Genomic DNA, 25,143 nt, shown 5'->3' on the forward strand with positions numbered 1-25,143 from the left:
CATGCTGCATGAGTGCACCGATATTCGCTGCTGAGCCGGTCATCGGTGATTGCAGATGGACGTGTATCCGGCTGGGGTCTGGTAGCCCACGGCGGAATATCTGCGGTGGTGGTCTGACGCGACGCCGGGGGCGCTTGTTACCGTGGCTTATGACGAGCGAAGCCGTGCCACGACGCCGCGAGTTGCTACGTGACTTTTTGCGTGCCAGGCGGGCGCGGGTGCGGCCCGAGGATGTCGGGATTCCGGCGACGGGCCGGCGGCGCACGCCTGGATTGCGGCGAGAGGAGCTCGCCGTGCTGGCCGGAGTCGGGGTGTCCTGGTACACCTGGTTGGAGCAGGGGCGCGACATCACCGTCTCCGACGAGGTGCTCGATGCGATCGCCCGAGTCCTGATGCTGAGCGAACCGGAACGAATCCATCTGTACCTGCTGGCAGGACTCAATCCGCCCACCCTGGAGTGCGCGCCCGTAACAGCCGTCACGCCGGAAGTGCAGCAGTTGATCGATGCTTGGGACGGGCGGCCCGCGGTACTGCGCGATCGGTACTGGAATGTGCTGAGGTTCAACGACACCGCCCGGATGGTGTTCGGCTACGGCGACGGCGAACACAATTGCCTCCTCACGTATTTCACCAATCCTCGCTATCGCGCCATGGAGGAGCTGTGGGCGGCGAACGCACCCGCCATCGTTGCCGCGTATCGCGCAAGCGCGGGCATTTGCCCCGGCGACACCGATTTCCGCAGGGTGGTCGACAATCTCCGGTTGATGAGCCCGGAATTCACCGAACTGTGGGAGCGGCAGGAAGTCGGAGTTCCGGAGCAGGCGGTGAACGCGCTGCGTCATCCCGACGTCGGTGAATTGTTCTTCGACGCGACGACGTTGACGGTCGCGGACCATCCCGAATGGCAACTCGTGCTGTACAACCCGAGGCCGGGCACCGCGACCGGCGAGCGGCTGGAACGGCTACACCGCGGGCGCGTCGCCTCGCCCGCCTGACGGCCGCAAGGTGGTGGTGCCACACCCACCATAAATGCGCACTGTTTGCTTCGGGGCTGGGTCGGCACGCTGGAGCCATGACGCACGACAGTTCCCGATACAACGGCAAGATCGCACTCGTCACCGGCGGCACCAGCGGCATGGGGGCGGCCACCGCGCGGCGGCTCATCGCCGAAGGAGCGAAGGTGATCGTCACCGGGCGCGACAAGGCCCGGCTCGACGCAGCGGTCGACGAACTCGGGCATCGGGCGATCGGGATTGCCGGTGACGCAGCCGACCTCAGCGATCTGGACACCTTGGTGACGACTATCCGCGACCGGTTCGGCCGGTTGGACGTGGTGTTCGCGAACGCGGGCATCGGCGCGTTCCAGACCATCGAGGAGGTCACCGAAGACGAGTTCTACCGTGTCCTCGACACCAATCTCAAGGCCGCGTTCTTCACCATCCAGAAGACGCTGCCCCTCCTGCCGGACGGTGCGGCGATCGTTATCAACGCGTCCTTCGCCGCGTATCGCGGCGCGCCCGCCGCCGCCCTCTACACCGCGAGCAAAGCCGCGGTGCAGAGTCTGGCCCGGACCCTCGCCGCCGATCTGACAACCCGGCGCATCCGCGTCAACTCCGTGAGCCCTGGGTACATCGACACCCCAGCCTTCCAGGCCGAAGCATCCGCCGAGATCAAGTCCACGATCACTACCACGGTTGCCGCCGGCCGGGTCGGCACCCCGGAGGATGTCGCGGCGGCGGTCGCTTTCCTCGCGTCGGACGAAGCGTCCTACATCAACGGACAGGACATCCTCGTCGACGGCGGACTGATCTCGGTCATCCCGGCAGCGGTGCTGTAGCCGAGCTTCGGTAGGAAAAGCTTGTCCGAAGACGGCCGTGCTGACCGCGGGCGCGTTCGAGGGCGGCGTATCACGTATGCCCTCGAAGATCGCCGCGCTGAGTCGACGACCTGCCGACACTAGTTCTCATCGGGCGTGTGCTCGGAACCGGCGTCGAGGGGGTTCGCGGCCATTCTGACCGCGAGGCCCGACTGTATTGCGCGTGCGGCGGAGCTGCCGGGCTTACGGTCGGCCTGAGCCTGGAAGCAGGCAAGGAACTCGCCGGCGAGCCCGAGCCGGGGGTACCGCTGGAGTACCTCGGCACGGAAGGCGGGGCTGAAATCGTCGATGTTCTTTCCCACGATGTCCAGCGCCGCGGCCCGCGACAGCAAGTGCCCTTCGGGATCATCGGCCACGTCCACGTCAGGCCCCATATGCCCGGCGATGACTTCGCCGAGGCGTTCGCGGCGCTCGCTCGGCCAACCGGCGCCGGCGGCGAACACCCGGGCGACATGGCCGCCGGCCTCCTCGAAGGAGACGGTGTGACTGTCGAACTCCGGCACGAGGCTGATGTCGTGGAACATGGCAGCCGTGAACAGCAGTTCGGTGTCGTAGCGGATGCCCTGTTGACTGCCGTAGGCGGCCGCCCAGATGTAGACGCGGTGCGAGTGGTTCAGCAGGGCGGCGGAGTGGTAGGCGGCGGCTACCTCCAGGGCGGCCGATGAGGCGGCCGTGTCAGGGATCACGAGGTGGTCCACAACGCTCATGCTTCGACAGTACGGCGTGGCGGCCCGTGCTCTTGATCCATTCCGACGGCCCGATCGTCGGCCATCACTACTGAAGGCGGGCCATCGGCTACACCTTCAACTGGCCCGCCGATTGTGGACCTGAAGTGCGTAACGTCGAAGCCGACCAGTACTCCGACGACCGAAGGACCTTCATGCGAGCCATCACAGTCCGGGATCGCGGGGCTGGCATCGGCGGATTGACCCTGACCGATCTGCCCCACCCGCACGCCGCTGAGAACGACGTCATCGTGCAAGTCCACGCCGCCGGCTTCACCCGCGGCGAGCTCGATTGGCCAGGGACGTGGACCGATCGCGCCGGTCGCGACCGCACCCCGAGCGTCCCCGGCCACGAACTGTCAGGTGTAGTCGTCGCGCTCGGCTACGGCACCACTGGATTCACGGTGGGCCAGCACGTCTTCGGGTCGACCGACTGGGCCCGCAACGGTTCGCTCGCGGAGTACACCGCTGTGGAAGCCCGCAACCTGGCCCCGCTCCCCGCTGACGTCGACCACGTCGCCGCGGCCGCGCTACCGATCTCCGGTCTGACGGCCTGGCAAGCCCTGTTCGACCACGCTCACCTCGAAACCGGCCAAACCGTCCTCATCCACGGAGTCGGTGGCGCCGTCGGCTCCGTCGCCGCACAACTCGCCCAGGAGGCGGGAGCCCACATCATCGGCACCGGCCGAGCCTCCGACCGGGACGCGGCCCGAGATTTCGGCGTCCACGAGTTCGTCGACTTGGACGGAGAGCTCCTGGAGGACGTCGGCGAGGTCGACGTGGTACTCGACGTGATCGGCGGCGATATCCGCGACCGCTCTACCGCACTACTACGTCCCGGCGGCACCCTCGTCACCATCGCCGGTCCACCCACCATCCACCCTCACGACGGCCGAGTCATCTTCTTCGTCGTCGAGCCCAACCGCGAGCAACTGGCCCAACTGGCCACCCGCCTCCGTCATGGCCGGCTCATCCCGCTCGTCAGCAGCGTCTGCTCCCTGGCCGACGCCCCCGCGGCGTTCAGCCCCGACGGGCGCACCCGCGGCAGAACGATCGTCAAGGTGACCACGGACTGACGAGACCAGCTGTTTCGGCCGTCGACCGAAGCGTCCAGCTCGGAGGCGCCTGGATTAGCTCATTAGATGCTGTCGCCGAAGTCACGCGGCAACTCGACCGATGAAATGCCGTTAAACACGGAAATGCCACGGCAGAATGTGGCGATGCGAACATTTGCTCGATTGTTGCACGCTGTCGTCGCCGGGGCGCTGGTTGTGGTAGCCGGTCAGGGTGTCGCGGCCGCCCCCGCCGCGAGCGACACCCATATTCAGTTGCCCTGGCTGACGTCTGGGCCGGATGCGGTGCAGGCGTCGGGTGCGGCGCTGGCAGACGGAATCACCGGCACGGTGCTGTGGTCGCGACAGCCGAACACCCCGGTCCCGATAGCCAGCATCACGAAGGTGATGACGGCACTGGTCGTGATCAATGCCGGCGACCTCGACCGGGCCATCACCGTGCCGCAGGAAATCATCGCCTACGACACCGAGTACGACGGAAGCACCGCAGGCCTGGTCCCCGGCGAGGTGCTCACCGCGCGACAGCTCCTGTACGCGATGATGCTGCCGTCCGGCTGCGACGCCGCCTATACCCTTGCCGAAGCCTACGGGCCCGGACAAGACGGTTTCATCGCCAAAATGAACGACACCGCGCGTCAGATGGGCCTGGCGGGAACACATTTCGCCGACCCCAGCGGGCTGCCTGTCCCCACCGACCACTCCACCTACTCCACACCGGCGGACCTGGTCGCCCTCGGCCTGCGCGCGATGAGCCTGCCGGTGTTCCGGGAGATCGTCAGTTCGCAGAGCTATCACGTGCCCGCCGGCCCGGGCAACCGCGCTCACCTCTGGCAGACCACGAACAGGATGCTGCACGACTATCCCGGCACTATCGGCATCAAAACCGGATACACCGACGCTGCGGGAACCTGCCTGCTGTTCGAGACGGTCAGGGCAGGAATACCGCTGATCGGTGTGGTCTTGCACAGCTCACCCGACAGCGGCGCTGCCGCGAAGGATGACGCCGAGCGCATGGTGAACTGGGCCTACAACCCGATCTTCAGCGCGCTGCCGATCAGTTAGCGCCGAATGCGGTGAGCCCTCTGCTGATCCGGTTCCGATGTCGGCCTCCAGCTGTGGTCATGCCGCTTCGAGGGCCGGATCCGTTCGGCGACGAAGTGCCCTCCGGTGGTGGCCGTGCGGGCCGCCTCGACCACCTGTTCGCGCTGTTCGCGGTGATACCGTGAACGCGACAAACGTCCCGTCGACCGACAGTGAGTGGCCAGCGTTGGTGTCCGAGTCCGTTGTGAGTGAGGCCGAGTCTCGTAAAGGACTTCCGCGCACCAAGCGCGGCGAACGCACACGCGCCGCGCTGATCGCCGCGGCGCGCGAGGTATTCGAGCGCGACGGATACCTCGATGCCAAGATCTCCGATATCTCCAAGGCCGCCGGGACGGCGTCGGGGTCGTTCTACACCTATTTCGACGGCAAGGAAGAGATCTTCGCGGCGGTGGCGGAGCAGGTGCAGGAAGAGATGCTGCACCCTCACGTTCGCGGGCGCACGGGCGTCACCGACCCGCGCGACCTCATCGAGGCGGCCAATCGGGACTACCTTCGCTCCTACAAGCGCAACGCGCGCCTGATGGCCGTGCTCGAGGAGGTCGCCCTGATCAACGAGGATTTCCGCGAGCTGCGGATGGAACGAGGCAAGGCTTTCGCGGAGCGCAACGCGAAGATGATCAGCGCGCTGCAGGAATCCGGCCGGGCCAGCGCGGACCTCGATCCCATGATCACCGCGCACGCCTTGTCGGTGATGGTGAGCCGGATGGCCTACCTGGTCTTCGTCCAGAATCAGCGCATCCCGTTCGAGAAGCTCGTCACCACCCTGACGCAGTTGTGGGTCAACGCGCTGCAGCTCGAATCGGACTGATATATCGCGCAGGGTGGGCAGCGTTGATAAGCGATCGTTCGAAGGAAAGACCGCCATCGGTGTCGTTCCTGGTGAGCGAGGGAGCGGGATTCGTGTCCGGCCAGGTCGTCTATGTGGCCGGCGGACCTCGGGACAAGGACGGAAGGACAGCGACCGATGAAAGTATTCCAGGGCTTGGCCGAGATGGAGAAGGCCATCGGAACTCACCTCGGATACAGCGACTGGTACACCGTGACCCAGGAGCAGATCGACCGTTTTGCCGACGCGACGGGCGATCACCAGTGGATTCACGTGGATCCGGTGAAAGCGGCGACGGGACCGTTCGGCACGACCGTCGCCCACGGATTTCTTACGCTGTCTCTCATTCCGATGCTGTCCCGGCAGATCTATCGCGTCGAAGGGTTGTCGATGGGCGTCAACTACGGCGCCAATAAGGTGCGGTTCCCCGCGCCCGTTCCCGTGGGGTCCCGGCTGCGCGCGGGAGTCGAGTTGCTCTCGCTCGCGCCTGCGAACCTGGGATTCCAGGCGGTCAGCCGCGTCACCATCGACATCGACGGCGCCGCCAAGCCCGCGTGTGTCGCCGAGACGGTCGCGGTGCTGGTGCCTTGATGAGCGACCGTAACCGCGAGGATCTGCCCGGCTTGGACCTGGATCGCCTGGCGGCATGGCTGGCCGATGTCGAGCCGGATCTGCTCGCAGGGCCGCTCACCGGCCGCCTGATCGCAGGCGGGAAATCCAACCTGACCTACGAGATCAGCGACGGTAGGTCGGCGTGGATCGTGCGGCGGCCCCCGCTCGGTCACGTGCTGGCAACCGCACACGACATGTCCAGGGAATACGGACGCGCTGTACGGGAGGCTCGCGGCCCACCAGCCTCCGCAGTCTCCGGATGGAATCGTCCACGGCGACTACCGGCTCGACAACATCCTGATGGACTCCGAAGACCGCGTGGTCGCCGTAATCGATTGGGAAATGGCCACTTTAGGTGATCCGCTCACCGATGTGGCGCTCCTGCTGCTGTATCGCCGCCTCGGCGAGATCGGCGTCACCGGTGTCAGCGACGTGGCGCTCGCGCCCGGGTTCCTCACCGAGGCCGAACTGCTCGACCGCTATGCCGAACACAGCGGCCGCGACCTCGCGCACTTCGGTTTCTATCTGGGGCTCGCCGCCTTCAAACTCGCGGCGATCCTCGAAGGCATCCACTACCGCCATCTCCACGGGCAAACCGTGGGATCCGGCTTCGAGACCGTGGGATCCGGGGTCGAACCGCTGTTGCGCATCGGGATCGAAGCACTCGAGTAGAACAACCGATGACCGGCACACTCTCGACGCCCCCGGTGAGACCGTCGTGGGCGGGCGCCGGTCGGCTCGGCAGCCGGGCAGATCGCGCGCGTCGTCGGCATTGCGGGGCGGACCCGGCAATGGGCAAAGTTGAATCTGAAGTCGAATTCAAATACGGTGCGTAGGCAGCCGTCAGTCAGTACGAGGAGTCGCCATGTTCGAGCTCTCGGAGCGATCTCGCCGATACCGCGAGGATCTGCTCGCCTTCATGGACGAGCACGTCTACCCCGCGGAGGCGGTCTACCACGCACAGATGACGGAGTCCGGTGATCCGCACTTCCACCCGCCGATTCTCGAAGAACTCAAGACGGAAGCGCGCAAGCGCGGTCTGTGGAATCTGTTCCACCCGCACCCGGAGTGGGGTCCGGGCCTGACGAATCTGGAGTACGCGCCGCTCGCCGAGATCATGGGACGAAGCGCGCATCTGGCGCCCGAGGCGACCAACTGCAACGCTCCCGACACCGGGAACATGGAAGTGCTGACGCTGTTCGGCACGCCCGAGCACAAACAGACGTGGCTGCGTCCGCTGCTGGACGGCGAGATCGCCTCGGCGTTCGCGATGACCGAGCCGGCGGTCGCCAGCTCCGATGCCACCAACATCGAGCTGCGCATGCGGCCCGACGGCGACGAGTACGTGCTGAACGGCCGAAAGTGGTGGACCTCCAACGCCTTGCACAAGAATTGCAAGGTCCTCATCGTGATGGGCAAGACGGATCCGGATGCGCCCGTGCACCGTCAGCAGAGCATGATGGTCGTCCCGATCGACACCCCTGGCGTGACGGTCCTGCGCAACCTGCCCGTCTTCGGGTATCAGGACCGGGAAGGGCACGCCGAGGTGGTGTTCGAGAACGTCCGAGTGCCGCGCACCGCGCTGCTGGCCGGTGAGGGCGACGGGTTCATGATCAGCCAGGCCCGGCTCGGGCCGGGACGGATCCACCACTGCATGCGAGCGATCGGCATGGCCGAACGGGCGCTGGACCTGATGATCGACCGAGCGCAAGCGCGGACGACGTTCGGCGCGCCGCTGGCCGACCGCGCCAACATTCAGGATTGGATTGCCGAGTCCCGCATCGAAATCGAGATGGCGCGGTTGCTGACACTCCAGGCCGCCTATCTGATGGACACCGTCGGAAATCGCAACGCGCGGGTCCAAATCGCCGCGATCAAGGTGGCCGCGCCCCAAGTCGCGCTGAAGGTGATCGACCGGGCCATCCAGGTCCACGGCGGTGGTGGCGTCTCCGACGACTTCCCTTTGGCGAACATGTACGCGCATCTGCGCACTTTGCGTCTGGCGGACGGGCCGGACGAGGTGCACAAGCGCACGATCGCCCAGATGGAGTTGCGCCGCCGCGACCCTTCATGGGGCAAGCGACCGTAGCCGGACAGGACGAAGCGGCACAACCCACTTCAAGAGGAGGAACGTATGGCCGAGCCCTGTGTGGTGGTGGCGACCATGATCGCGAAGCCGGGCCAGGAAGAGCTGGTGGAGCGGACGTTGCGGACGGCCGCGCCCGCGGTGCACTCCGAGCCGGGCTGTCTGCTCTACGCACTGCATCGACGGATCGGCGAACCCGGTCGATTCGTGATGATCGAGAAATGGGCGTCGAAAGAAGCGCTGCGCGCCCACGGCCAGAGCGCGGTGTTGCGTGAGGTCAACGAGGCCTTGGGCGACGCGCTCAGTCATCCGGCCGAGGTGCTGGTCTTCGACGCGCTGCCCGCGGGCGATTCCGAACTGGGAGCGCTCTGACGCACGAACGACTGCCCGGCACGATGTTCACCGGAGCGAATATCGGAAAGTTCGTGCTAATGCTCTGAATTGGATGCGTCCGGGCTCGCGTTCTCGGCCAGCACGATGTCGGTGGATTCCTTGGTGCTCGGGCTCATTCGGGGTGCCCTCCGTTGTTCTCGCTGAACAGGTGCTTGCGAGCGTAGATCGGCGGAACGCCGAACTCACGACGGGCCGAGAGCGGCCCACAGCCGCTCGATGGTGTCCGCCGCGTCGCGGTGCAGGACGCCGGTGAGCCCCGCGTGTTCGGCCGCGACGATGTTCTGTGGCAGGTCGTCCACCATTACCGTGGCTCCCGGCTCCACATTCAAACGGGCGCAGGCGATGTCGTACGCGCGCCGCGATGGCTTGCGTACACCGATCTCGCCGGAGATGGTGACGGCGTCGAACATCGAAGCGAGGTCGAATCCGGCGTAGCAGTCGTCGCCGAGTGAGTTCGACAGCAGCCCCACACGGAATCCCGCATTCCTGACTTCGGTCACCAGCTCGATCATGGCGCTGTCGGCTCGCAGGCCGGACTGAATGCGGTGAACGAGCCCGGCTCCGTCCACCTCGACCCCGTGCGCACGCAGCCGCGCCGCGAAGCCCTGTTCGAACTCTCGCTCGCCCATGCGTCCCTCCTCGTGGGCGACCAGCAGTGCCCGGGCCTCCACGTCATCGCTGAACAGGCGCAGCGGTAGGCGGGGATCGCAGCCGATCGACTCGCCGAACTCTCGGAACGCCTCGAAGACGCTGGACGTCAGCACACCCCCGAAGTCGAACAGCACGGCGGTCGCCCGGTGCTCGGCGGGTACGGAGGTGGGACCGGTCATGAGAGTTCCTTTCCACTCCGTGCCGCCGGACGCGGCGTCACGTTGTCGAGTGCGTGCAGTTGTCGGCGGCGCGGCCGAACACTGGGCGATGTCCGGCAGTCCGAGCATGCTTTCGCAACCCGAGCATAGTTGAATCTGAGTTCATGTTCAATATCAAACGCTGGGCTAACCGCATGAGGCGCCGATGAAGAGCGGCCCCTACGCCTAGCCGTATCTTGAACGTGACATCGGATTCGGGTAACTATCGAAGTCGACTTTTCAGCACCACGAGATATCGGAGCAGTCTCTTGACCACGGTCTCCCCGCGGAGTGCTCGTCTGACCTTCCGCGCCCTCGAGCCGATCCACGGCATGATCTACTTCACCCCGCACGGCCCCGAGATGTATCGCGACCTCGGTCTGACGGATCCGCGGATGATGTACTTCGCCTCCAGGTCCGCTGCCTTCGGTCCGGTGGCGGCCGATGTCACCGTCGCCGCGTTCTTCAACTTCAATCCGGCCGCGGTGCGTGTCGCCCTGCCTGCCGCGTGGGAAATCGCATCTCCCGCAGCGATCTTGCGCGCTAGGTTGCTCGCCGTGGACCGTTCGCTGCGGCAGGCGTGGAACGGTGACATCGCCGACGCCGACGTCCGCGAGGCCGCCGGTTTGGCACGGCGTGCCGCCGAACGCGCTCGCGAGCGGCCCCAAGGGCGCGCGCTGTTCGCGGCCCATGCGGCGCTGCCCTGGCCCGACGAACCGCATCTGGTGCTCTGGCACGCGCAGACACTGTTGCGGGAGTATCGAGGTGACGGCCATGTGGCGCTACTGGCGACGGAGGGACTGGACGGTATCGAAGCACTGATCACGCACAGCGCGACCGGCGAGGTCGCCGCCGAGGTACTGCGCCTCGGCCGATCCTGGAGTGAGCAGGACTGGGCATCCGGCGTCGACCGGCTTCGTGCCCGCGGGTGGTTGGCGAACGGCGCTCTCGCTCTGAGCGAGCACGGCGCCGCCCGGCGCAGGGCGATCGAGGACAGGACCGACGAGCTGACGGTCTATCCGTACGAGGCGATCGGCGAAGACGGGTGCGCACGTCTGCGCGCTCTGGCCTCGTCGTTGGCGGTTCGGGTCATCGAAGGCGATCTGGGATTTCCGTCCGTGCTGTCGGAGCGCTACCGGCAGGCGATCCAGGCCGAATCTCGATGAGCCGGGCGAAGGTGGCCGCGGTGCGGCCGGAGATCAGCCGGGTACTCGCGGTCCCCGCCGCGTTCATCAGGGAGATTCCGCCGGAGTTCGAGGACGGCAACCGGCACATGAACGTGATGCACTACTTTCGTCTGCACGGCGAGGCGATGTGGCAGCAACACCGTGCGCTCGGCTACACCGAGTCCGGGAAGTTCGGTCTGTTCGCGATGGAGCAGCACGTCGCCTACTACCGGGAAGTGCTGGTGGGACATGAGGTCTCGGTGCACGTCTGCGATCTCGGGCGCACCGACAAGGTCGCGCGCGGCATCTCGTATCTGGTCAATCGCACCGTCGGCGAGGTCGCGAGCTCGTTCGAGTTCCTCAGCATGAACGTCGATCGGGTGTCTCGCCGCCCGGCGGAATTCGCCGACACGGTCGCCGCCGCCCTGGACGAATCAATCGCGCGCGCTCGATCGCTTGGTTTCGGCCCCGACGACGGGGTGCTCGAATTGCGTCCCTCGCTGGCTCGCGAGCGGGACTGAACAGCTCCGGCCGAGCTCATCGGCTCGACTGGAGCAATACCTCGAAATTCTTCTCGGAGAGTGGCATTCGTGCCGCGAAAGTCATCGGTGGACGAGTGGGTGGAGGACGTCCCTATCCGAATTGATGCCAGGGTATCCGGGCGCGGGCGAGTTCGGACTGTTCGTCGGCGGTGAGTGGTGCACGCCCGCTTGCTTTGGCCAATGTGGTGGTGCGGTCCCAGCCAAGGCGCGTGGCGGCTGTGCCGACACCGAGAAAGTCGGTGACGGCGGCTGCGGCCGCGGGTGTGGTCCAAGCGGGGGTGCTGAGGGCGTTGGCCAGGTCGAGGCCGTGCAGGGCCAGTTCCACGACGCGGGTGAGCAGGAATTCTCGCAGAGTCATGCCGTCGCCCCATCGAGTGACGAGGAGCCGCTCGGGCGGTTGTCCGGCGATGGCGCGCAGAGCGCGGCGGCGTTGATGGTCGAAGGCGGCGACGAGCGCCGCTGTATTCGGATGTGCGGCTGCGGCGTCCTGGGCCGCCGACACGCGTGCGGCGTTGGCGGTCGCGTCGAAGATGCGCGGGTGGTAGTAGCCGGCGGCATCGAGGTTCGCGCGGGCGGGCGGGGGAGCGGCCAAGCCGTCGGGGACGCGAGCGATCGCGGCTGTGACGTGCGCGATGAGTTCGGCGACTGTCCATGGTGGGCATGGGGTTGGCAATGTGAACTGGTGTGCCGTCAGTGTGGCGGTGGCCCGCACCCAGGCGGTGCACTCCTCGTCGAAGGCCCGGGCCACGAGGTCATCCGTAGGCGCGTCAGGCATCGACCGGCCCTCGGCGCTTCGTGCGACGCAGTGTCGCGAAGACCGCGAGGGCGGCGGTGATCGCGAGGGTTGGATGCACGATGCGGTCGCGCATGTCGACCGGGATGACGCCGAGGATGGCGTCGCCGCCCACGATGCCCAGGGCGGTTTCGATCGCGTAGAGGATTCCGACTGCGGTGACGACCGGGATGGGTCGGGTGCGCAGCCCGGCGAGCAGGGTGATACCGACTACCGCTTGCAGGGCCGCGCGCCATCCCGATCCAGGAAGGGAGAATGCCGGAGCGCCGAGCAGTGTGGTGAGCGACCGGATGAGAAGGAACAGTCCTACGACGGAGCAATACCACTGTGTGGCAGTCATCTCCGCTGATCTTCGAAAGGTATGGGCAACCACGAGACTCCTTATTGCCATGGTGGCAGTAACTGTATTGCTTATACTGCCACTGTGGCAATAGCGGAGGTGAAACGGCGTAGGCGCACCGTGGCGGAGGCTCGTGCGGAGATTCTGGGAGCGGCTGGCGCGCTGCTGCGTGAGCAGGCATCCGAAGCGGTGACCGTGAGCGCGATCATGGCCCGGACGACATTGTCGCGGAAGTCGTTCTATGTGTACTTCCCGGATCGGGTCGCATTGCTGCGCGAACTACTCGCTCCGTTGCGCGCCGAGACCGATGCCGCCATCGCCCGGTGGCGCACTGCAGCCGATCCCCGCCCGGCCGCGCGTGCCGCGTTGGAATCGGCTGCGCGGATGTATCAATGCGACGGCGCCCTGTTGCGCACCCTGGCCGTGGCCTCGCAGCGGGACGCGGAGGCCGCCCAGTTGTGGCAGGAGTTCCTGGCTCCACTGGAAGAGGTTGCGGCCGAGACGATCACGCGAGCCGACGAGCGGCTTCCCGCTGTGTCGGTTGCCCGGGCCCTGGTCGCGATGAACGTGCACTATCTGCTCGACGAGGTCGTCGGCGCCGCACCCGAGTCGGTGGACGCGGCCGTCGACACGGTCGCCGTCATCTGGGAGCGCACCCTGTATCCCCACGACTGAGACGGCGGTCGTTTCCGGCTCGACATGACCAACCCCAGAATGACCAGCAGGCCCAGGACCTATCGGTGCGGTGTCCGCGCAATCTGCGGCGCGCTGCCGGAATTCGGCTATCGCCCCGCCAGGGCGCTCAGGGCAGGTACCCGACCAGAGCCTCGCTGAGACGACGCGCCGCCTCACACGGTTTTCGAGGTGCATCGGGCTCGGCCGGACTGCTGGAGATCCCGCTGTTGTCGATCACCTAGGCCGCGAAGGCGGACTGGGCCTGCGCCGGAGCGGGGGACATCAGCGCCGCACCGGCGAGGAGGGCGGCAGGCGCGGGTCACCCCTTCGGTCAGCCGCGCACGTGCAGCCCGAAACCCGTGCGGCCCGAGGGCTCCAGCCCTTCCTTCAGTTGCAGCGAGGGGATCTCATAATCACCGAAGTTCTGCCGCCGGAACGCGATCGGCTCGGTCGAATCCAGGGTGAGCAGGCGTTGCTGCCAAGCCTTGGCGACATCCGGGTAGTCCTCGCCGGTCATCCGGTCGGTCCCGTACAGCACGAACGGCGGCAGCACTTCGATGCCCGGGTAGTAGAGGATGCCGTGGTGGATCGGGAACAGTAGATCCTCGATCGGGCCGTTGATGCCGCGGGCGGCGTAATGCGACTCCGGGCCGCCGGCGGTCACCGACAGCAGAGCTTTCCTGCCCGCGAGTGTGCCTTCGCCGAAGCGCTCACCGTACTTCGTGTCGTTGTGCTCGCCGACGCCGTATGCGAAGTGGTAGGTGAACACGCGGTCTACCCAGCCTTTGAGGATCGCGGGCATCGAGTACCACCACAGCGGGAATTGGAAAATGATCATGTCGGCCCACAGCAGTTTCTCCTGCTCGGCCGCGACGTCCGGGGTAAGCGTCCCGGCGTCGAAGGCCCGGCCGGAGTCCAGGGCGACCTTCAGCGGACTCGAGGCGTGGGGCCCGTAGTCTGCGGCGTCCACGACCGCCTTCCAGTTCATCGCGTACAGATCGCTCACTCGTACCTCGTGCCCGGCTGTCTCCAATGTGGACACAGCGAGGTCCTTCAGCGAGCTGTTGAGCGACTTCGGCTCGGGGTGGGCGTAGACGATCAGCGCCTTCATGGGAACTCCTTCGGATCAGGTGCCTTCGATCCTGAGCACCGCTGCGCCCGGTGTTCAGAGACGCTTCTTCCGCCGGACGGGACTTCCTGGTAACGGCAGGACCACCTTCGCGAGCACCACCGAGGCCATACTGGGGACGTGGACGATCTTGCGGGCTACCTGCGGACCCGGCGTTCCCGGGTCGACCCGGCGACCGCCGGCATTCCCATCGACAGGCGCCGCCGGGTCGAAGGGCTTCGCCGCGAGGAGGTCGCGCACCTGTCCGGGGTCAGCGTCGACTATTACGTGCGCCTGGAGCAGGGCCGCGCGACCCAGCCTTCCGAGCAGGTCCTCGACGCGCTCGCTCGCGTCCTGGGCCTCGATGAGACCGAACGCGGGCACCTCTACCGGCTCGCCCGGCAGCGCCGCCGCCGCGCGAAGGCGCCGAGCGGGCGGGTCCGACCGGAGCTGCTACGCGTCCTCGACCTGGTCGCCGACGCACCCGCGCTGATCATGGACCACCGCATGGACGTGCTCGCCGGAAATCGGCTCGCCGGCCTTCTCTACGGCCGACCGATGCCGGGCCTGAACACCGCCCGGCACATCTTCCTTGAGGAGGCCGAGCGCGGCCTCTACGCCGACTGGGAGAATTGCACCCTCGACGTGGTCGGGCACCTGCGCCTGGCCGCAGGCAAATACCCCGAGGACCCCCGCCTGGCCTCGCTTATCGGTGAGCTGGCGATGGGCAGTGAGCGCTTCCGCCGCCTCTGGGCCCGCGCAGACGTGCGCGCCCGCACGCATGGACGCAAGGCGTACCGACACCCGCTGGTCGGATTGCTGGAACTGCATCAGGAGAACTTCGCACTACCGGACGAAACGGGCATGGAGCTGCTGGTGCTGTCCGCGCTCCCCGGCAGCCCCGCCGAGGACGGGCTGCGTCTGCTCGCGGGGCTGGACGCGGACAGCGGTGACACGCAACCCACGATGAACGCTCAGGTTCGCGAGTAACTCAACGCCGGCCCCCGGAAACACCTTAGCTGGCTGCGAGTTGGACCAGTCCGATGTCGTTGCCGCCGATCCCCACGGTGACGAGCGTGGTGTCGGGAGTGAGCGCCTCGTACTGCGGCGCCACGGAAGCTCAGGGTGCTATCCGAGGAAGTTTCGGGAGGCGAGTGGGGAGCTGAGTCGGGCCCGGAGATGCACTTGATCATCGCCGGGCCCAACACTTCAGTCTGAAGCAGCCGTCACCCCCATAACCCGAGAATGCGCGGATTCGACGAGTCGGCCGCTATCCGCCTCCATGTCGGCCTGTCGGGCCGGCTTCACTTCAAGTGCCGGGCGAAGAACCGGTTTGCCTCCTCTCCCGCGAACTGCGGGACGCCGGTGTGCCCGCCCATGTTGGCGTGCAGCGTCTTCTCCTTGGAGCCGAAGGCGTCGAACAGGTCCAGGGCCATCTGCCGGTCGTTTCTCTCGTCGTCCCACTGCAGCAGGACATGCAGTGGAATAGTGACCTGCCGGGCCTCCTCGAATATGGCGCGCGGCACGAAACTCCCGGCGAACAGAACGGCGGCCACGATGCGCTGCTCGACCGCCGCCAGCCGGGTGCCGATGGAGATCACCCCGCCCGAATACCCGACCGGCCCGCCGATCTCGGGCAGCGCGAGAAGGGCGTCCAGGGCGGCCCGCCATTCTGGGACCGCCTGGTCGACCAGCGGGAGGACGAGCCGGTCGACGATGTCGTCGGTGACCGGCTCGCCAGCCCGTAGCACCCGGTGCAGGTCGGCGCGGACCTGCTCGGCGGCAGCCGAACGGGGCCGGTCACCGCTGCCGGGGAGCTCGATGGTGGCTGCGGCAAAGCCCTCCGCCACGGAGTGCCGGGCCCGGGCAATCAGTCGGGGGTACATCTTGTCCAGTCCGCCTGGGTGGCCGATCAGGATCAGCGGTGCCGGCGCGGATGCTGATCCGGGCGTCCACAGGACGCCGGGGATCTCGCCAAGGGTGAATTCGCGCTCGAGGATATCGTCGTCGAGGCGCTGTTCAGAAATGAATTGCACGGTGGTGCCTTTCGGGAGTGCTCTTGAACGGCGCTCCCGGACGATCTATCGCCCGACCGTGACCCCAGAGGGGAGCACCCATGTAGATACTGTGTTCACGGGTACCACCTCCTCGTTCACTTGCACGGCTTCCGGAAGGCTAGCAGTGGTCGCCGCGGTCGACCAACAGGTTTTGCGGAGGCTCCGGGGCCGGTGCCGCGGAGCCGCTCGCTTACGGTGTCCGCCGTGTCTGGTGACGAGGGTGCTGCGGTCGAACGGAGCTCAGTCGGCGAGATAGCGCAGCATCACTGCGGTGTCGAAGTGCCTCGTCTCGACCAATCGGAGCTGGATGCGCTTGTCCAACGATGGGAACAGCGGTGTGCCGCCGCCGAGCACCACGGGCAAGACGAACAGTTGATACTCGTCGATCAGCCCGTGTGGTATCAGCGAAGCCGCGAGGCTCGCGCCACCGATCTCCATGACGCCATCGCCTCCCGCCTTGAGCCTGCGGACCTCCTCGACCGCGTTCTCGCTGATCAACGTGCTGTTCCAGTGGACCTCGGTGAGCGTCCGGGAAAAGACGACCTTCGGCTTCTCCGTCCAGAGCCTGCTGAACTCCCGCTCGATGCGCGGCGCGTCCGCGGGCACATGCGGCCAGTACTCGGCCATCAGCTCGTACAGGCGACGGCCGTGCAGCGAGACCTCGATTTCGCGGTAACGGTCGTTGTGAAACTGGTGTAGCTCCTCGTCAGGGTTGGTCCAGTCGATGCTGCCGTCGCGGTCGTTGATGTAGCCGTCCAGGGACACGCTGAACCCGTAGATCAGTTTCCTCATGACGGGGTAGACGACAGCGAGTTGCGCAGATCCGTGATGGTGGCGCGGCGCTCGTAGGCGATCCAGGCGAAGATCGCGGCAAGCACCAAAGGGAAGATTCCCATCAAGGGCTTGTCGGCGATGAAAGCCTGCGTCGCTGCGGCGAGCACGGTGAGAACGGACAGACCTGCGGCAGCCAGGGCACTGAGCCGTGGCACCATCAGGCCGATACCGCCCGCCACCTCCGCAACTCCGATGAAGACGAGCAACCCGAGGGGGATGGTCAGATTCTCGGGGGCGTTGTCCGTCAGGGCGCTCGGCATAACGAGTTTCGGCCCGCCGGAGGCGATGATGAAGAACAGGCCGAGCAGGATCTGCAGGGCCCACAGGACGCGGTTGCGGACCTTGCCGGGACGGTCGGTGACGTCGCTGGAGAAGTTGGTGGTGGGGTTGGCGGTGGTCATTCCTGGTCCTTCTGGTTGGTGCGCCGCGTTGGCAGCGCGTTCACCGGATAGGACGGAGCACCGTCGGAGAACTCATCGCTGTCCACGAAGATTCTCCGGACCGCTTTACGTGGAGGAGTTTTGCTTCGATAGTGCGAGATCGTGGGTCTCACTCCGTTGATACCGCATGCGAGTAGTCCGCTACGCGGCGGTTCGTTCTGGGCGTGGCGACGAGAGTCATTCGTCGACGTTCGTTGTCTCGCGATCGCGTAGTCGGCTACTCGTGCCGACAGTTCGTGACCTGGGCATGATGGCCGGTGTGCGATAGCCGAGATCGACCGGTCGACGTACGCCTGCGAAATGAAGACCGACGCCGCGATCGAGTAGTGAAATGGTGCTCATCCATAATGCCACGCATGCGACGTGTTTCCAGCTCACGTTGGTCGAAGAATTCGCCCTGCACAGCGGCGACCGCCGACTTTCCATTCCGCACGCGGCGGAGCGGGTGCTGACCTATCTGGCACTGCTGAACCGGCCGGTCTCTCGTGGCCGCCTCGCCGGCGCGCTGTGGCCGGAGTGCGCTGATCACTGCGCGGCGCAGCGTTTGCGAACCGCCCTGTGGCGCTTGCGCCGTATCCAGGACGCGGTCGTGGAGATCAACGGCGACCGTCTTCGCCTCCATCCGGACGTGGTCGTCGATCTGGCGTATCTGACCGAATTGGCGCAGAAACTGGTTCACCAGCCGTGCTCGGAGGATCTCGCGCGCGTCCCGCTGCTGCTGGATCGCGCAGCGCTGCTGGCGGACTGGGACGAGGAGTGGGTGGTCGTCGACCGGGAACGGTACCGATTGGCCTGGGTCGCGGCACTGGAAGCGGCGGCCGAAGCCTTGCTGGAGCGTCGGCAGGTCGGCGCCGCCCTGATGGCCGCGTCGGCGGTGGCGGCGGCGGAGCCGCTCCGGGAAAGCTCCCGCAGGATTCTGATGCGAATCCATCTCGCGCAGGGCAACAAGATCGACGCCCTTCGGGAATACCGGCGATACCGAGACCTGCTGTGGGCCGAGTTCGACACCGGGCCGTCGCCGGAATTCGACGAACTCCTCCTCCGCGTCCAGAAGTGCGACGCCCCGGCGGTCGAGTCGCTCCGGAATCGCTGACACGAGTCGCACGGGCGCGGTGACGATAGACGACGAACACTGTCGGGCACTGCCGCGCTGGGCGAAACGCTGAGGTGACGGTGGTGTGACGCGCCTGAGGAACACTCCGCCAGTAGCGGACATGACCACATCAACCTCTGTTTCCAGGCGGTTGCACCATGAATTCTCGTGAACAAGTCCAAGCGGCGTGGTTGAAGCAGATCGGGGCCGCCGCAGAACGTTACGTCGCGACCGAGACCAAGCGCGAAGACATCGAGCAACGTCGCAAAATGAAGGACAGTCCGGTTGTCGACTCTCCGGAACAGATCTGCGCTCGGGCGCAGCGGCTCGCGACCAGCGGCGAGATGCCGGTCGAGGCCATGATCGAAGTCGGCCGGATCGAGCCCTCCGACCGGGTCACGACGCTCGAGCGGATCATCGGCGCCAGCAACGAACTCCAACCGGCCAACTTCCTTTCCCGCGGTGCTCGCACGGCGGCGTCGGTCGCGCGGATCTCGCTGAGCCGCAACGGCCGAGAAGTACCGCTGGGCACCGGGTTCCTGGTGTCGCCCCGGCTGCTGCTGACCAACAATCACGTACTTCCCGACCAGGACACCGCCCGGCAGGTCGTGATCGAGTTCGGCGCCGAGACGACGATCGACAACGACCCTCGCCTTCCTGCGCGATTCCGTCTCGACCCCGACTTCTTCGTCACCGATGAGCACCTGGATTTCACTTTGGTGCCGGTTCGTCCCGGCGCCGACGGCAAGCCGCTCGGCGACGCCGTCGGCTGGTGGAACCGGCTGATCATGGACCAGGGAAAGATCGTCATCGGTGAGGCGATGAACATCGTCGGGCACCCGATGGGCAGGCTCAAGGAGATCGGCATCCGCCGCAACCAGCTCGACTTGCAGCTCGATGACTTCCTGCATTACTCGACCGACACCGAACCGGGGAACTCCGGCTCGCCGGTCTTCAACGACCAGTGGGAGGTCGTCGCGTTGCACCACTCCGGCGTTCCGCGCACCGACGAGCAAGGGCGGATTCTGCGCCGTGACGGCACAGTCTGGCACGAGGGCGACGGTGACGACGCGATTGCCTGGAGGGCCAACGAGGGAGTGCGCATCAGTGCGATACTCACGCACCTGGCCGGACTGCAGCGCTCGGCGCGCGACCAGGAGTTTCTCGCCGAACTCGGTCCCAACGCCGGGCCGGTCGGCGGACCATCGGCGATCCGCCCCCGCCTCGCACCTGCCGAGGACCGCACCGAACAGATAGGTCCGGCTTCTGCGCCGCGTGAAAGCACGGAACTCCGCCACGGCGTCACCGCCCGAGCAGGCGCCTTCGGCGGCACACGTCACCTGCTGTTCCTGCATGGCCGCAGCCAGCATGGTCGCGATCCCGAACTTCTGCGCCGCGAGTGGACCGCCGGCCTCAACAAGGGCCTCACCCTCGCCGGGCTCAGCACGTTCGATCCCGCGGATGCCTTCTTCCCGTTCTACGGCGACCGTTTGGCAGCCCTGCTGCAGCCCACGGAGGAAACGGCACTCGCGCCCGAGACCATGGCCGTCGATCATGCGCTGGCAATGGCGCCGACCACGCCGCAGGCTCGCCGGCTGTACGAACAGATCCTGCAGAACGCGGCCGCGGACGCGGGCATGCCCGCCGAGGACGGGCAACCGGCCGACCGGGTCGAAGCGGAAGGACTCGGTTCGATCGGCAGCGCGATCGTGAGCAGGCTGCAGCGGCAGCTCAGCTGGCTGGCCGCCCGTACCGACCTGGACGAGCTCATCATCGCCCAAGTCTTCCGGGACGTCGCTTCGTACCTCGCCGACGAGCAGATCCGGCAAGCGGTACTCGACTGTGTCCTCGAGACCGCTCCCGCATCGGGACGGCTCACCCTCGTCAGCCACAGCCTCGGCACCGTGGTCGCGATGGATCTGCTCACCCGGCTCCAGCCCCAGCTCGACGTCGCCGTGCTGCTCACTCTCGGCAGTCCCCTGGGGCTGGACGCGGTTTACAACAAACTCCTGGTCCCAGGACCGCACCGGCCGGAGCGTGTCGGCGACTGGCTGAATGCCTGGTCCGTGGTGGATCCGATCACCATCGGATGCCCGCTGCGCCATATCTGGAAGGGACAGCTGCGGGAGATTCCCGTCGACAATCCCAAGGAACGGGCCCACAGCATCGCTGAGTACCTTGCCCATCCAGCTGTCGCGCAAGCCATCCACAACGGTGTCGCGCCGACGACGGGACCATGACGGGAGTCCGTGGTTCGTGATGGTCCGGCACCCGCGTGACACGTCGGACGCGGCCGGTGAGAGCGGCGGTGCCAGGGCCATCCCGGTCACTTGCTCAACCTGGCCGTCAGGTGCGGAACGGTGGCGAGCGAGTTCGCAGTCGTCGGCAATGACCGAGTTTGTGCCTGAGGACTGCGCGGATACTTCGCGGAGTTGCTGGAACTTTATTCCAGCAGGATTTCTACCGGCTGCTCACAGTCGTGTTCGATGTCGGCGGACCGGTGGCGGATGGCTGTCGGTGCCGCCAGAGTCGTCCCCAACGGTATGAGCTTCCCGCACCGGTTAACGCAATGTGGATTGCCGACGGATATGTGTGGGCGCTGGGTGCGGCGACGGCCTAGCGAAGAGTTCACCGTGGCCCAGCAGGTCCGTCCACCTGGTCGGGGTCACCGTTGCGACCACTATCGGGCTGACCTTCGGTGCCTGCTCTCTCGCTTGCACTCTTTCCCACTCGGCGCGGTTTGACCATGCGCCGAATACCGGCGGCCGGAGCATCGTCACCAGCTCGTTTCCGCCGCAACGCGTCGAGATCGATGACACTGGCATCAGGCTCGGCACTGCCCGGATCATCCTTCGGAGCGGGGTGCCGCGCCGCGCCGGGGTCGACCGGCCACCACCCTGTCTCCCGCTGCAGTTCCGATCGCAGTACGGGCTTGGTCGGTGCAGGATCATAGACGGAGCCACCGTCCGAGCGCCGAGTCTTTTGGAGACGTTCGCCGGCCTCTTCTGCCACGCGCCGCGGGCGACGTGGTAGTCGGGTGACTTTCGACGTGCCGTCTCCCACTCCGGGAGTCTCCACAGCCTTCATCCCTTCGTCCTGTTTCTGCGCGACCGGTCCAGCTCGTCGAACCCCTTCCGGCTGGGCCCTGGCAAGGATTCCGGTGCGTCGCTCACGTCCGTATTCTCCCTCAATAGGTAAACCGCTGGGCACCGGAGCCAGGCCCGGGCCGCCGCGAGACTGGCGGGTATACCGGAATGTGTTGCGCACGCTGGTGTGCACGACCGCGCTGCCACACGGCGTCGATCGCATCCGGAAGACCTTTCAGGCCGTCGCACACCCGCGACACCATGACCGTCGTCGGCCACGCAAGGACCTCCCCATCGATGTCTCGCCGCCCTCTTGCGCAACCGCGGCGGGAGCGCGACGGTGTGAGTGTGAGTCCCACCCCCGCCGGGCTCGTCGGACAATGCGACGGACCGTCCGATCGTTGGGAGGAAAAATGGCGAACAGGTGGACCGAGCAAGACATACCAGCCCAGAAGGGACGACTAGCGGTCGTCACCGGCGCCAACAGCGGGCTGGGGTTCGAGACGGCCCGAGCGCTCGCGGCGCACGGTGCGTCGGTGGTGTTGGCGGTTCGGGATGTCGACAAGGGCAAACACGCCGCAGACCGTATCGCCGGTGCCGTTCCCGGCGCGGACACAACCATCCAACAGCTGGACCTGACCTCGCTGGCATCTGTACGGACTGCTGCCGAACAGCTGAAATCCGCTCACGCCACGATCGACCTCTTGATCAACAACGCCGGGGTGATGTACCCGCCGAGACAGACCACCAGCGACGGGTTCGAGCTGCAATTCGGGACGAATCATCTGGGACACTTCGCGCTCACCGGGCTGTTGCTCGACCGGATGCTGCCGGTGCCGGGCTCGCGGGTGGTCACGGTCAGCAGTGTCGGACATCGAATCCGGGCGCGAATCGACTTCGACGATCTGCAAGGCGAGCGGTCCTACGATCGGGTGGCGGCCTACGGCCAGTCCAAGCTGGCGAACCTGATGTTCACCTACGAACTGCAACGTCGCCTGACCGGCAACGGCAAGACGATCGCGGTCGCGGCTCACCCCGGTGCGGCGAATACCGACCTGATGCGCAACATGCCCGCTGCGCTGCGTGCGCTCGTGCCCGTGGTCGCTCCCATCGTCACGCAGACCCCGGCGATGGGGGCCTTGCCGGTCCTGCGCGCGGCCACCGATCCCGGCGTGCTGGGCGGTGAGTACTACGGGCCGGGCGGATTCCTGGAGACCCGCGGCTACCCGAAGATCGTCGAATCGAGCGCCCGATCCCATGACATGGCGATTCAGCAACGTTTGTGGACGGTCTCCGAGGAACTGACCGGAGTCACCTTCCCGGTCTGATCGCCACCGCACGGCCGGAAGGTCGTTCGACGAAGAACCTCCCCAGGCCTGTCCACGCACCTCTAGCAGTACCTGCACTGGTGCACCGCGCCGCCTCGTCATGGGACGTGCGTGATGCCTCGGCGGATTTCGCCGGGGGAGTGTTCGATTTTCGACAGGTCACGCGAGCGTGAGGAGCGTAGCTGCCACGGGACGCTGGTGACCATCACCCCCGGTTCGAAGAGCAAGCGTGCCTTCAGGCGAAGCGAGCTCTGGTTGTGCAGGAAATTCTCCCACCAGTGACCGACCACGTATTCGGGGATATAGACAGCGACGACGTCGCGGGGATGGTCCTTGCGTAGTCGTTTGATGTAGTCGAGGACGGGGCGGGTGATCTCCCGATACGGCGACTCGATCACCTTGAGCGGGATGCTGACGTTGTGTTTGTCCCAGTCTTGATGCAACAGGCGGGTATCGGTGTCGTCGACGTTGACGGTGATGGCGGTGAGCGTGTCCGGGCGGGTGGCCCGTGCGAATTGGACGGCGCGCTGGGTCGGCTTGTGCCAGCCGGAGACCAACACCAGGGCGTGCACCCGGCTGGGCAGGGTCTCGATGCTGTCCTCGTCGACAGCCAGTTCGGTGCGAACGGTGTTGTAGTGGCGGTTGATCAGCCACATGATCAGTACCAGCACCGGCATGGCGAAAACCACGAGATAGGCGCCGTGGGCGAACTTGGTGACCATGACGACCACCAAGACGACCCCCGTGAAGACCGCGCCGAACGCGTTGATCAGCCGGCCCTGGTGGATGCGGCGCTTGTCGGCAGTTGTCGTCGCAGTCGCGAGTTCGCGATTCCAATGCCGCACCATGCCTGCCTGACAGAGTGTGAACGAGGTGAAGACACCGACGATGTAGAGCTGGATCAGGCGGGTCGTCTCGGCATCGAAGGCGTAGACGAGGCCGCCCGCGACCACCGCGAGCAGGATGATGCCGTTGGAGAATGCCAGCCGATCACCGCGCGTGTGCAACTGCCGCGGCATGTATCGGTGCTGGGCCAGAATCGAATTCAGGAGCGGGAAGCCATTGTAGGCGGTGTTCGCGGCCAGAATGAGGATGAGCGCCGTCGTCACCATCAGGTAGTAGAACGGGAGGCTGTGGCCACCGAACACCGCGGCCGCGATTTGTGCGATCACGGTCTTCTGGGCGTCGGTCTCGCAGTTGCCCTGGAACCCGATCAGATCGCAGGTGTTCTCGGTGACGCGGGTGTGGGAGATCATGGCGAGGACGGTCACGCCCGAGAACATGGTGATGGCGATCAGGCCCATGGCGGACATGGTGCGGGCCGCGTTGAGCGCTTTCGGTTTCCGGAACGCGGGCACACCGTTGGAGATCGCCTCGGCACCCGTCAACGCCGTACAGCCGGACGAGAACGCTCGCAGAGCCAGGAAAGCGATCGCCGCGGCGCTGAGACCGACGTGCTCGGCGCGGATTTCGTAGTGCGCACTCTCGGCGACCGGTGCATGTCCGAGCAGCGCCTGACCCAGACCTACCACGATCATCACCAGTACACCGACGACGAATCCATAGGTGGGGATGGCGAACGCGCGGCCCGATTCGCGCACGCCGCGCAGGTTCATCGCGGTCAGGAACGCGATGAACCCGATATTGATCAGTACGCGATGCGCGTTCAGGTCGGGGATCGCGGAGATGACGTTGTCGACGCCGGCGGCGACCGACACTGCCACGGTCATCACGTAGTCGACCAGCAGTGCCGCCGCCACGACCAGCCCGGGAAGCGGCCCCAGGTTCTCGGCGACCACCTCGTAGGAGCCGCCACCGGAGGGATAGGCCTGCACCACTTGGCGGTAGGACAGGGTGACGACCGCGAGCAGGACGACGACGCCACCCGCGACCCACGGTGTGAGATAGAGGTAGCTGAGCCCACCGAGGGTGAGGATGAGCAGGATCTCCTGCGTCGCATACGCGACCGAGGACAGCGGGTCGCTGGCGAAAATCGGTAGCGCCAGTCGCTTCGGCAGCAACGTCTCACCGAGCCGATCGCTGCGAAACGGGCGTCCGAGCACAACTCGCTTGGCGATGTCGATCGGTGAAACCACGATGAGCGAGCCTAAGGCGACTGACCTCGATCCCGCATCGCACAA

The 25,143-nt window shown here is 66.2% G+C and carries 25 protein-coding genes and 1 pseudogene; 16 read left to right on the plus strand and 10 right to left on the minus strand.

Features of this window, described 5'->3' with window-relative positions:
- Window positions 1–149 precede the first annotated feature (149 nt).
- Window positions 150–995: a helix-turn-helix transcriptional regulator gene (locus AB0L97_RS05015; protein ID WP_355078156.1), complete on the plus strand. Its 846-nt coding sequence runs from the start codon at window positions 150–152 to the stop codon at window positions 993–995.
- 77 nt (window positions 996–1,072) lie between these two features.
- Complete coding sequence (locus AB0L97_RS05020) at window positions 1,073–1,837, plus strand: glucose 1-dehydrogenase (RefSeq protein WP_364425359.1); 765 nt, start codon at window positions 1,073–1,075, stop codon at window positions 1,835–1,837.
- A gap of 119 nt (window positions 1,838–1,956) precedes the next feature.
- Here the strand turns inward: AB0L97_RS05020 and AB0L97_RS05025 are convergent, their stop codons facing one another.
- The gene (locus AB0L97_RS05025; RefSeq protein ID WP_364425361.1) at window positions 1,957–2,583 is read right to left on the minus strand and encodes an HD domain-containing protein; all 627 of its coding nucleotides are present in this window, start codon (window positions 2,581–2,583) and stop codon (window positions 1,957–1,959) included.
- A 173-nt stretch (window positions 2,584–2,756) separates the two neighbouring features.
- On the opposite strand from AB0L97_RS05025, the gene AB0L97_RS05030 reads away from it, so the two are divergent.
- The 7 genes from AB0L97_RS05030 to AB0L97_RS05060 all read left to right on the plus strand — a co-directional run bounded on the left by AB0L97_RS05030 (window position 2,757) and on the right by AB0L97_RS05060 (window position 8,671).
- Window positions 2,757–3,677, plus strand: coding sequence for an NADP-dependent oxidoreductase (locus AB0L97_RS05030; protein WP_364425363.1), 921 nt, complete (start codon window positions 2,757–2,759; stop codon window positions 3,675–3,677).
- A 66-nt stretch (window positions 3,678–3,743) separates the two neighbouring features.
- Window positions 3,744–4,736: a serine hydrolase gene (locus tag AB0L97_RS05035; RefSeq protein WP_364425365.1), complete on the plus strand. Its 993-nt coding sequence runs from the start codon at window positions 3,744–3,746 to the stop codon at window positions 4,734–4,736.
- A gap of 223 nt (window positions 4,737–4,959) precedes the next feature.
- A complete protein-coding gene (locus AB0L97_RS05040) occupies window positions 4,960–5,583 on the plus strand; it encodes a TetR/AcrR family transcriptional regulator (protein ID WP_356964162.1) in 624 nt (207 codons plus the stop codon).
- A 156-nt stretch (window positions 5,584–5,739) separates the two neighbouring features.
- Window positions 5,740–6,192 (plus strand): MaoC family dehydratase, encoded by a 453-nt coding sequence (locus AB0L97_RS05045; RefSeq protein ID WP_364425368.1) that lies wholly within the window; start codon window positions 5,740–5,742, stop codon window positions 6,190–6,192.
- A gap of 285 nt (window positions 6,193–6,477) precedes the next feature.
- Window positions 6,478–6,885 (plus strand): phosphotransferase, encoded by a 408-nt coding sequence (locus tag AB0L97_RS05050; protein ID WP_364425711.1) that lies wholly within the window; start codon window positions 6,478–6,480, stop codon window positions 6,883–6,885.
- Window positions 6,886–7,078: 193 nt separating this feature from the next.
- Complete coding sequence (locus AB0L97_RS05055; RefSeq protein WP_355078148.1) at window positions 7,079–8,302, plus strand: acyl-CoA dehydrogenase family protein; 1,224 nt, start codon at window positions 7,079–7,081, stop codon at window positions 8,300–8,302.
- A gap of 45 nt (window positions 8,303–8,347) precedes the next feature.
- Window positions 8,348–8,671, plus strand: a complete 324-nt coding sequence (locus AB0L97_RS05060; RefSeq protein WP_364425370.1) for a putative quinol monooxygenase — start codon at window positions 8,348–8,350, stop codon at window positions 8,669–8,671.
- Window positions 8,672–8,874: 203 nt separating this feature from the next.
- On the opposite strand, the gene AB0L97_RS05065 is transcribed toward AB0L97_RS05060, so the two are convergent.
- Entirely contained in the window at window positions 8,875–9,522 is a 648-nt protein-coding gene (locus tag AB0L97_RS05065) for an HAD family phosphatase (protein ID WP_355078146.1), read from the minus strand.
- Between the two features lie 287 nt (window positions 9,523–9,809).
- Here AB0L97_RS05065 and AB0L97_RS05070 point away from each other — a divergent pair, with 287 nt between their 5' ends.
- Window positions 9,810–10,706: a hypothetical protein gene (locus AB0L97_RS05070; protein WP_364425373.1), complete on the plus strand. Its 897-nt coding sequence runs from the start codon at window positions 9,810–9,812 to the stop codon at window positions 10,704–10,706.
- The gene (locus AB0L97_RS05075; protein ID WP_364425375.1) at window positions 10,703–11,227 is read left to right on the plus strand and encodes a thioesterase family protein; all 525 of its coding nucleotides are present in this window, start codon (window positions 10,703–10,705) and stop codon (window positions 11,225–11,227) included. Before AB0L97_RS05070 ends, AB0L97_RS05075 begins: the two co-directional genes overlap by 4 nt.
- Window positions 11,228–11,339: 112 nt before the next feature.
- On the opposite strand, the gene AB0L97_RS05080 is transcribed toward AB0L97_RS05075, so the two are convergent.
- Complete coding sequence (locus AB0L97_RS05080) at window positions 11,340–11,996, minus strand: maleylpyruvate isomerase N-terminal domain-containing protein (protein ID WP_364425377.1); 657 nt, start codon at window positions 11,994–11,996, stop codon at window positions 11,340–11,342.
- A 19-nt stretch (window positions 11,997–12,015) separates the two neighbouring features.
- Window positions 12,016–12,381 (minus strand): hypothetical protein, encoded by a 366-nt coding sequence (locus tag AB0L97_RS05085; protein ID WP_364425379.1) that lies wholly within the window; start codon window positions 12,379–12,381, stop codon window positions 12,016–12,018.
- A gap of 84 nt (window positions 12,382–12,465) precedes the next feature.
- On the opposite strand from AB0L97_RS05085, the gene AB0L97_RS05090 reads away from it, so the two are divergent.
- Window positions 12,466–13,056 carry a TetR family transcriptional regulator gene (locus AB0L97_RS05090; RefSeq protein WP_355078141.1) on the plus strand — a complete coding sequence of 197 codons (591 nt, stop codon included), beginning with the start codon at window positions 12,466–12,468 and terminating at the stop codon, window positions 13,054–13,056.
- A gap of 331 nt (window positions 13,057–13,387) precedes the next feature.
- Here AB0L97_RS05090 and AB0L97_RS05095 read toward each other — a convergent pair whose 3' ends face one another.
- Window positions 13,388–14,167 (minus strand): NAD(P)H-dependent oxidoreductase, encoded by a 780-nt coding sequence (locus AB0L97_RS05095; protein WP_364425382.1) that lies wholly within the window; start codon window positions 14,165–14,167, stop codon window positions 13,388–13,390.
- Window positions 14,168–14,305: 138 nt separating this feature from the next.
- On the opposite strand from AB0L97_RS05095, the gene AB0L97_RS05100 reads away from it, so the two are divergent.
- Complete coding sequence (locus tag AB0L97_RS05100; protein WP_364425384.1) at window positions 14,306–15,154, plus strand: helix-turn-helix transcriptional regulator; 849 nt, start codon at window positions 14,306–14,308, stop codon at window positions 15,152–15,154.
- Between the two features lie 34 nt (window positions 15,155–15,188).
- On the opposite strand, the pseudogene AB0L97_RS05105 reads toward AB0L97_RS05100, so the two are convergent.
- From AB0L97_RS05105 to AB0L97_RS05120, 4 genes and pseudogenes are all read right to left on the minus strand, one after another.
- A pseudogene (locus AB0L97_RS05105) lies at window positions 15,189–15,284 on the minus strand (SGNH/GDSL hydrolase family protein); the annotation flags it as partial.
- A 184-nt stretch (window positions 15,285–15,468) separates the two neighbouring features.
- Window positions 15,469–16,200, minus strand: coding sequence for an alpha/beta hydrolase (locus AB0L97_RS05110; protein WP_364425386.1), 732 nt, complete (start codon window positions 16,198–16,200; stop codon window positions 15,469–15,471).
- A 261-nt stretch (window positions 16,201–16,461) separates the two neighbouring features.
- Entirely contained in the window at window positions 16,462–17,013 is a 552-nt protein-coding gene (locus tag AB0L97_RS05115; RefSeq protein ID WP_355078137.1) for a dihydrofolate reductase family protein, read from the minus strand.
- Window positions 17,010–17,456 (minus strand): DoxX family protein, encoded by a 447-nt coding sequence (locus AB0L97_RS05120; RefSeq protein WP_364425388.1) that lies wholly within the window; start codon window positions 17,454–17,456, stop codon window positions 17,010–17,012. The genes AB0L97_RS05115 and AB0L97_RS05120 overlap by 4 nt, the downstream gene beginning before the upstream one ends.
- 370 nt (window positions 17,457–17,826) lie before the next feature.
- On the opposite strand from AB0L97_RS05120, the gene AB0L97_RS05125 reads away from it, so the two are divergent.
- The 3 genes from AB0L97_RS05125 (at window position 17,827) to AB0L97_RS05135 (ending at window position 23,002) form a co-directional block, all read left to right on the plus strand.
- Window positions 17,827–18,588 (plus strand): BTAD domain-containing putative transcriptional regulator, encoded by a 762-nt coding sequence (locus tag AB0L97_RS05125; RefSeq protein WP_364425390.1) that lies wholly within the window; start codon window positions 17,827–17,829, stop codon window positions 18,586–18,588.
- A gap of 158 nt (window positions 18,589–18,746) precedes the next feature.
- Window positions 18,747–20,828 (plus strand): serine protease, encoded by a 2,082-nt coding sequence (locus AB0L97_RS05130; RefSeq protein WP_364425392.1) that lies wholly within the window; start codon window positions 18,747–18,749, stop codon window positions 20,826–20,828.
- 1,259 nt (window positions 20,829–22,087) lie between these two features.
- Window positions 22,088–23,002 carry an SDR family NAD(P)-dependent oxidoreductase gene (locus AB0L97_RS05135; RefSeq protein WP_364425394.1) on the plus strand — a complete coding sequence of 305 codons (915 nt, stop codon included), beginning with the start codon at window positions 22,088–22,090 and terminating at the stop codon, window positions 23,000–23,002.
- 98 nt (window positions 23,003–23,100) lie between these two features.
- On the opposite strand, the gene AB0L97_RS05140 is transcribed toward AB0L97_RS05135, so the two are convergent.
- Window positions 23,101–25,098, minus strand: coding sequence for an APC family permease (locus AB0L97_RS05140; RefSeq protein ID WP_364425396.1), 1,998 nt, complete (start codon window positions 25,096–25,098; stop codon window positions 23,101–23,103).
- Between the last annotated feature and the right edge of the window lie 45 nt (window positions 25,099–25,143).

The organism is Nocardia sp. NPDC051911 (assembly GCF_040681035.1).
Lineage (GTDB): Bacteria > Actinomycetota > Actinomycetes > Mycobacteriales > Mycobacteriaceae > Nocardia > Nocardia sichangensis.

Coding starts and splice junctions, on each gene's coding strand:
- AB0L97_RS05015 (WP_355078156.1), top strand. CDS start 150: ATGACGAGCGAAGCCGTGCCACGACGCCGCGAGTTGCTACGTGACTTT.
- AB0L97_RS05020 (WP_364425359.1), top strand. CDS start 1,073: ATGACGCACGACAGTTCCCGATACAACGGCAAGATCGCACTCGTCACC.
- AB0L97_RS05025 (WP_364425361.1), bottom strand. CDS start 2,583: ATGAGCGTTGTGGACCACCTCGTGATCCCTGACACGGCCGCCTCATCG.
- AB0L97_RS05030 (WP_364425363.1), top strand. CDS start 2,757: ATGCGAGCCATCACAGTCCGGGATCGCGGGGCTGGCATCGGCGGATTG.
- AB0L97_RS05035 (WP_364425365.1), top strand. CDS start 3,744: ATGCTGTCGCCGAAGTCACGCGGCAACTCGACCGATGAAATGCCGTTA.
- AB0L97_RS05045 (WP_364425368.1), top strand. CDS start 5,740: ATGAAAGTATTCCAGGGCTTGGCCGAGATGGAGAAGGCCATCGGAACT.
- AB0L97_RS05055 (WP_355078148.1), top strand. CDS start 7,079: ATGTTCGAGCTCTCGGAGCGATCTCGCCGATACCGCGAGGATCTGCTC.
- AB0L97_RS05060 (WP_364425370.1), top strand. CDS start 8,348: ATGGCCGAGCCCTGTGTGGTGGTGGCGACCATGATCGCGAAGCCGGGC.
- AB0L97_RS05065 (WP_355078146.1), bottom strand. CDS start 9,522: ATGACCGGTCCCACCTCCGTACCCGCCGAGCACCGGGCGACCGCCGTG.
- AB0L97_RS05075 (WP_364425375.1), top strand. CDS start 10,703: ATGAGCCGGGCGAAGGTGGCCGCGGTGCGGCCGGAGATCAGCCGGGTA.
- AB0L97_RS05085 (WP_364425379.1), bottom strand. CDS start 12,381: ATGACTGCCACACAGTGGTATTGCTCCGTCGTAGGACTGTTCCTTCTC.
- AB0L97_RS05095 (WP_364425382.1), bottom strand. CDS start 14,167: ATGAAGGCGCTGATCGTCTACGCCCACCCCGAGCCGAAGTCGCTCAAC.
- AB0L97_RS05115 (WP_355078137.1), bottom strand. CDS start 17,013: ATGAGGAAACTGATCTACGGGTTCAGCGTGTCCCTGGACGGCTACATC.
- AB0L97_RS05120 (WP_364425388.1), bottom strand. CDS start 17,456: ATGACCACCGCCAACCCCACCACCAACTTCTCCAGCGACGTCACCGAC.
- AB0L97_RS05125 (WP_364425390.1), top strand. CDS start 17,827: ATGGTGCTCATCCATAATGCCACGCATGCGACGTGTTTCCAGCTCACG.
- AB0L97_RS05130 (WP_364425392.1), top strand. CDS start 18,747: ATGAATTCTCGTGAACAAGTCCAAGCGGCGTGGTTGAAGCAGATCGGG.
- AB0L97_RS05135 (WP_364425394.1), top strand. CDS start 22,088: ATGGCGAACAGGTGGACCGAGCAAGACATACCAGCCCAGAAGGGACGA.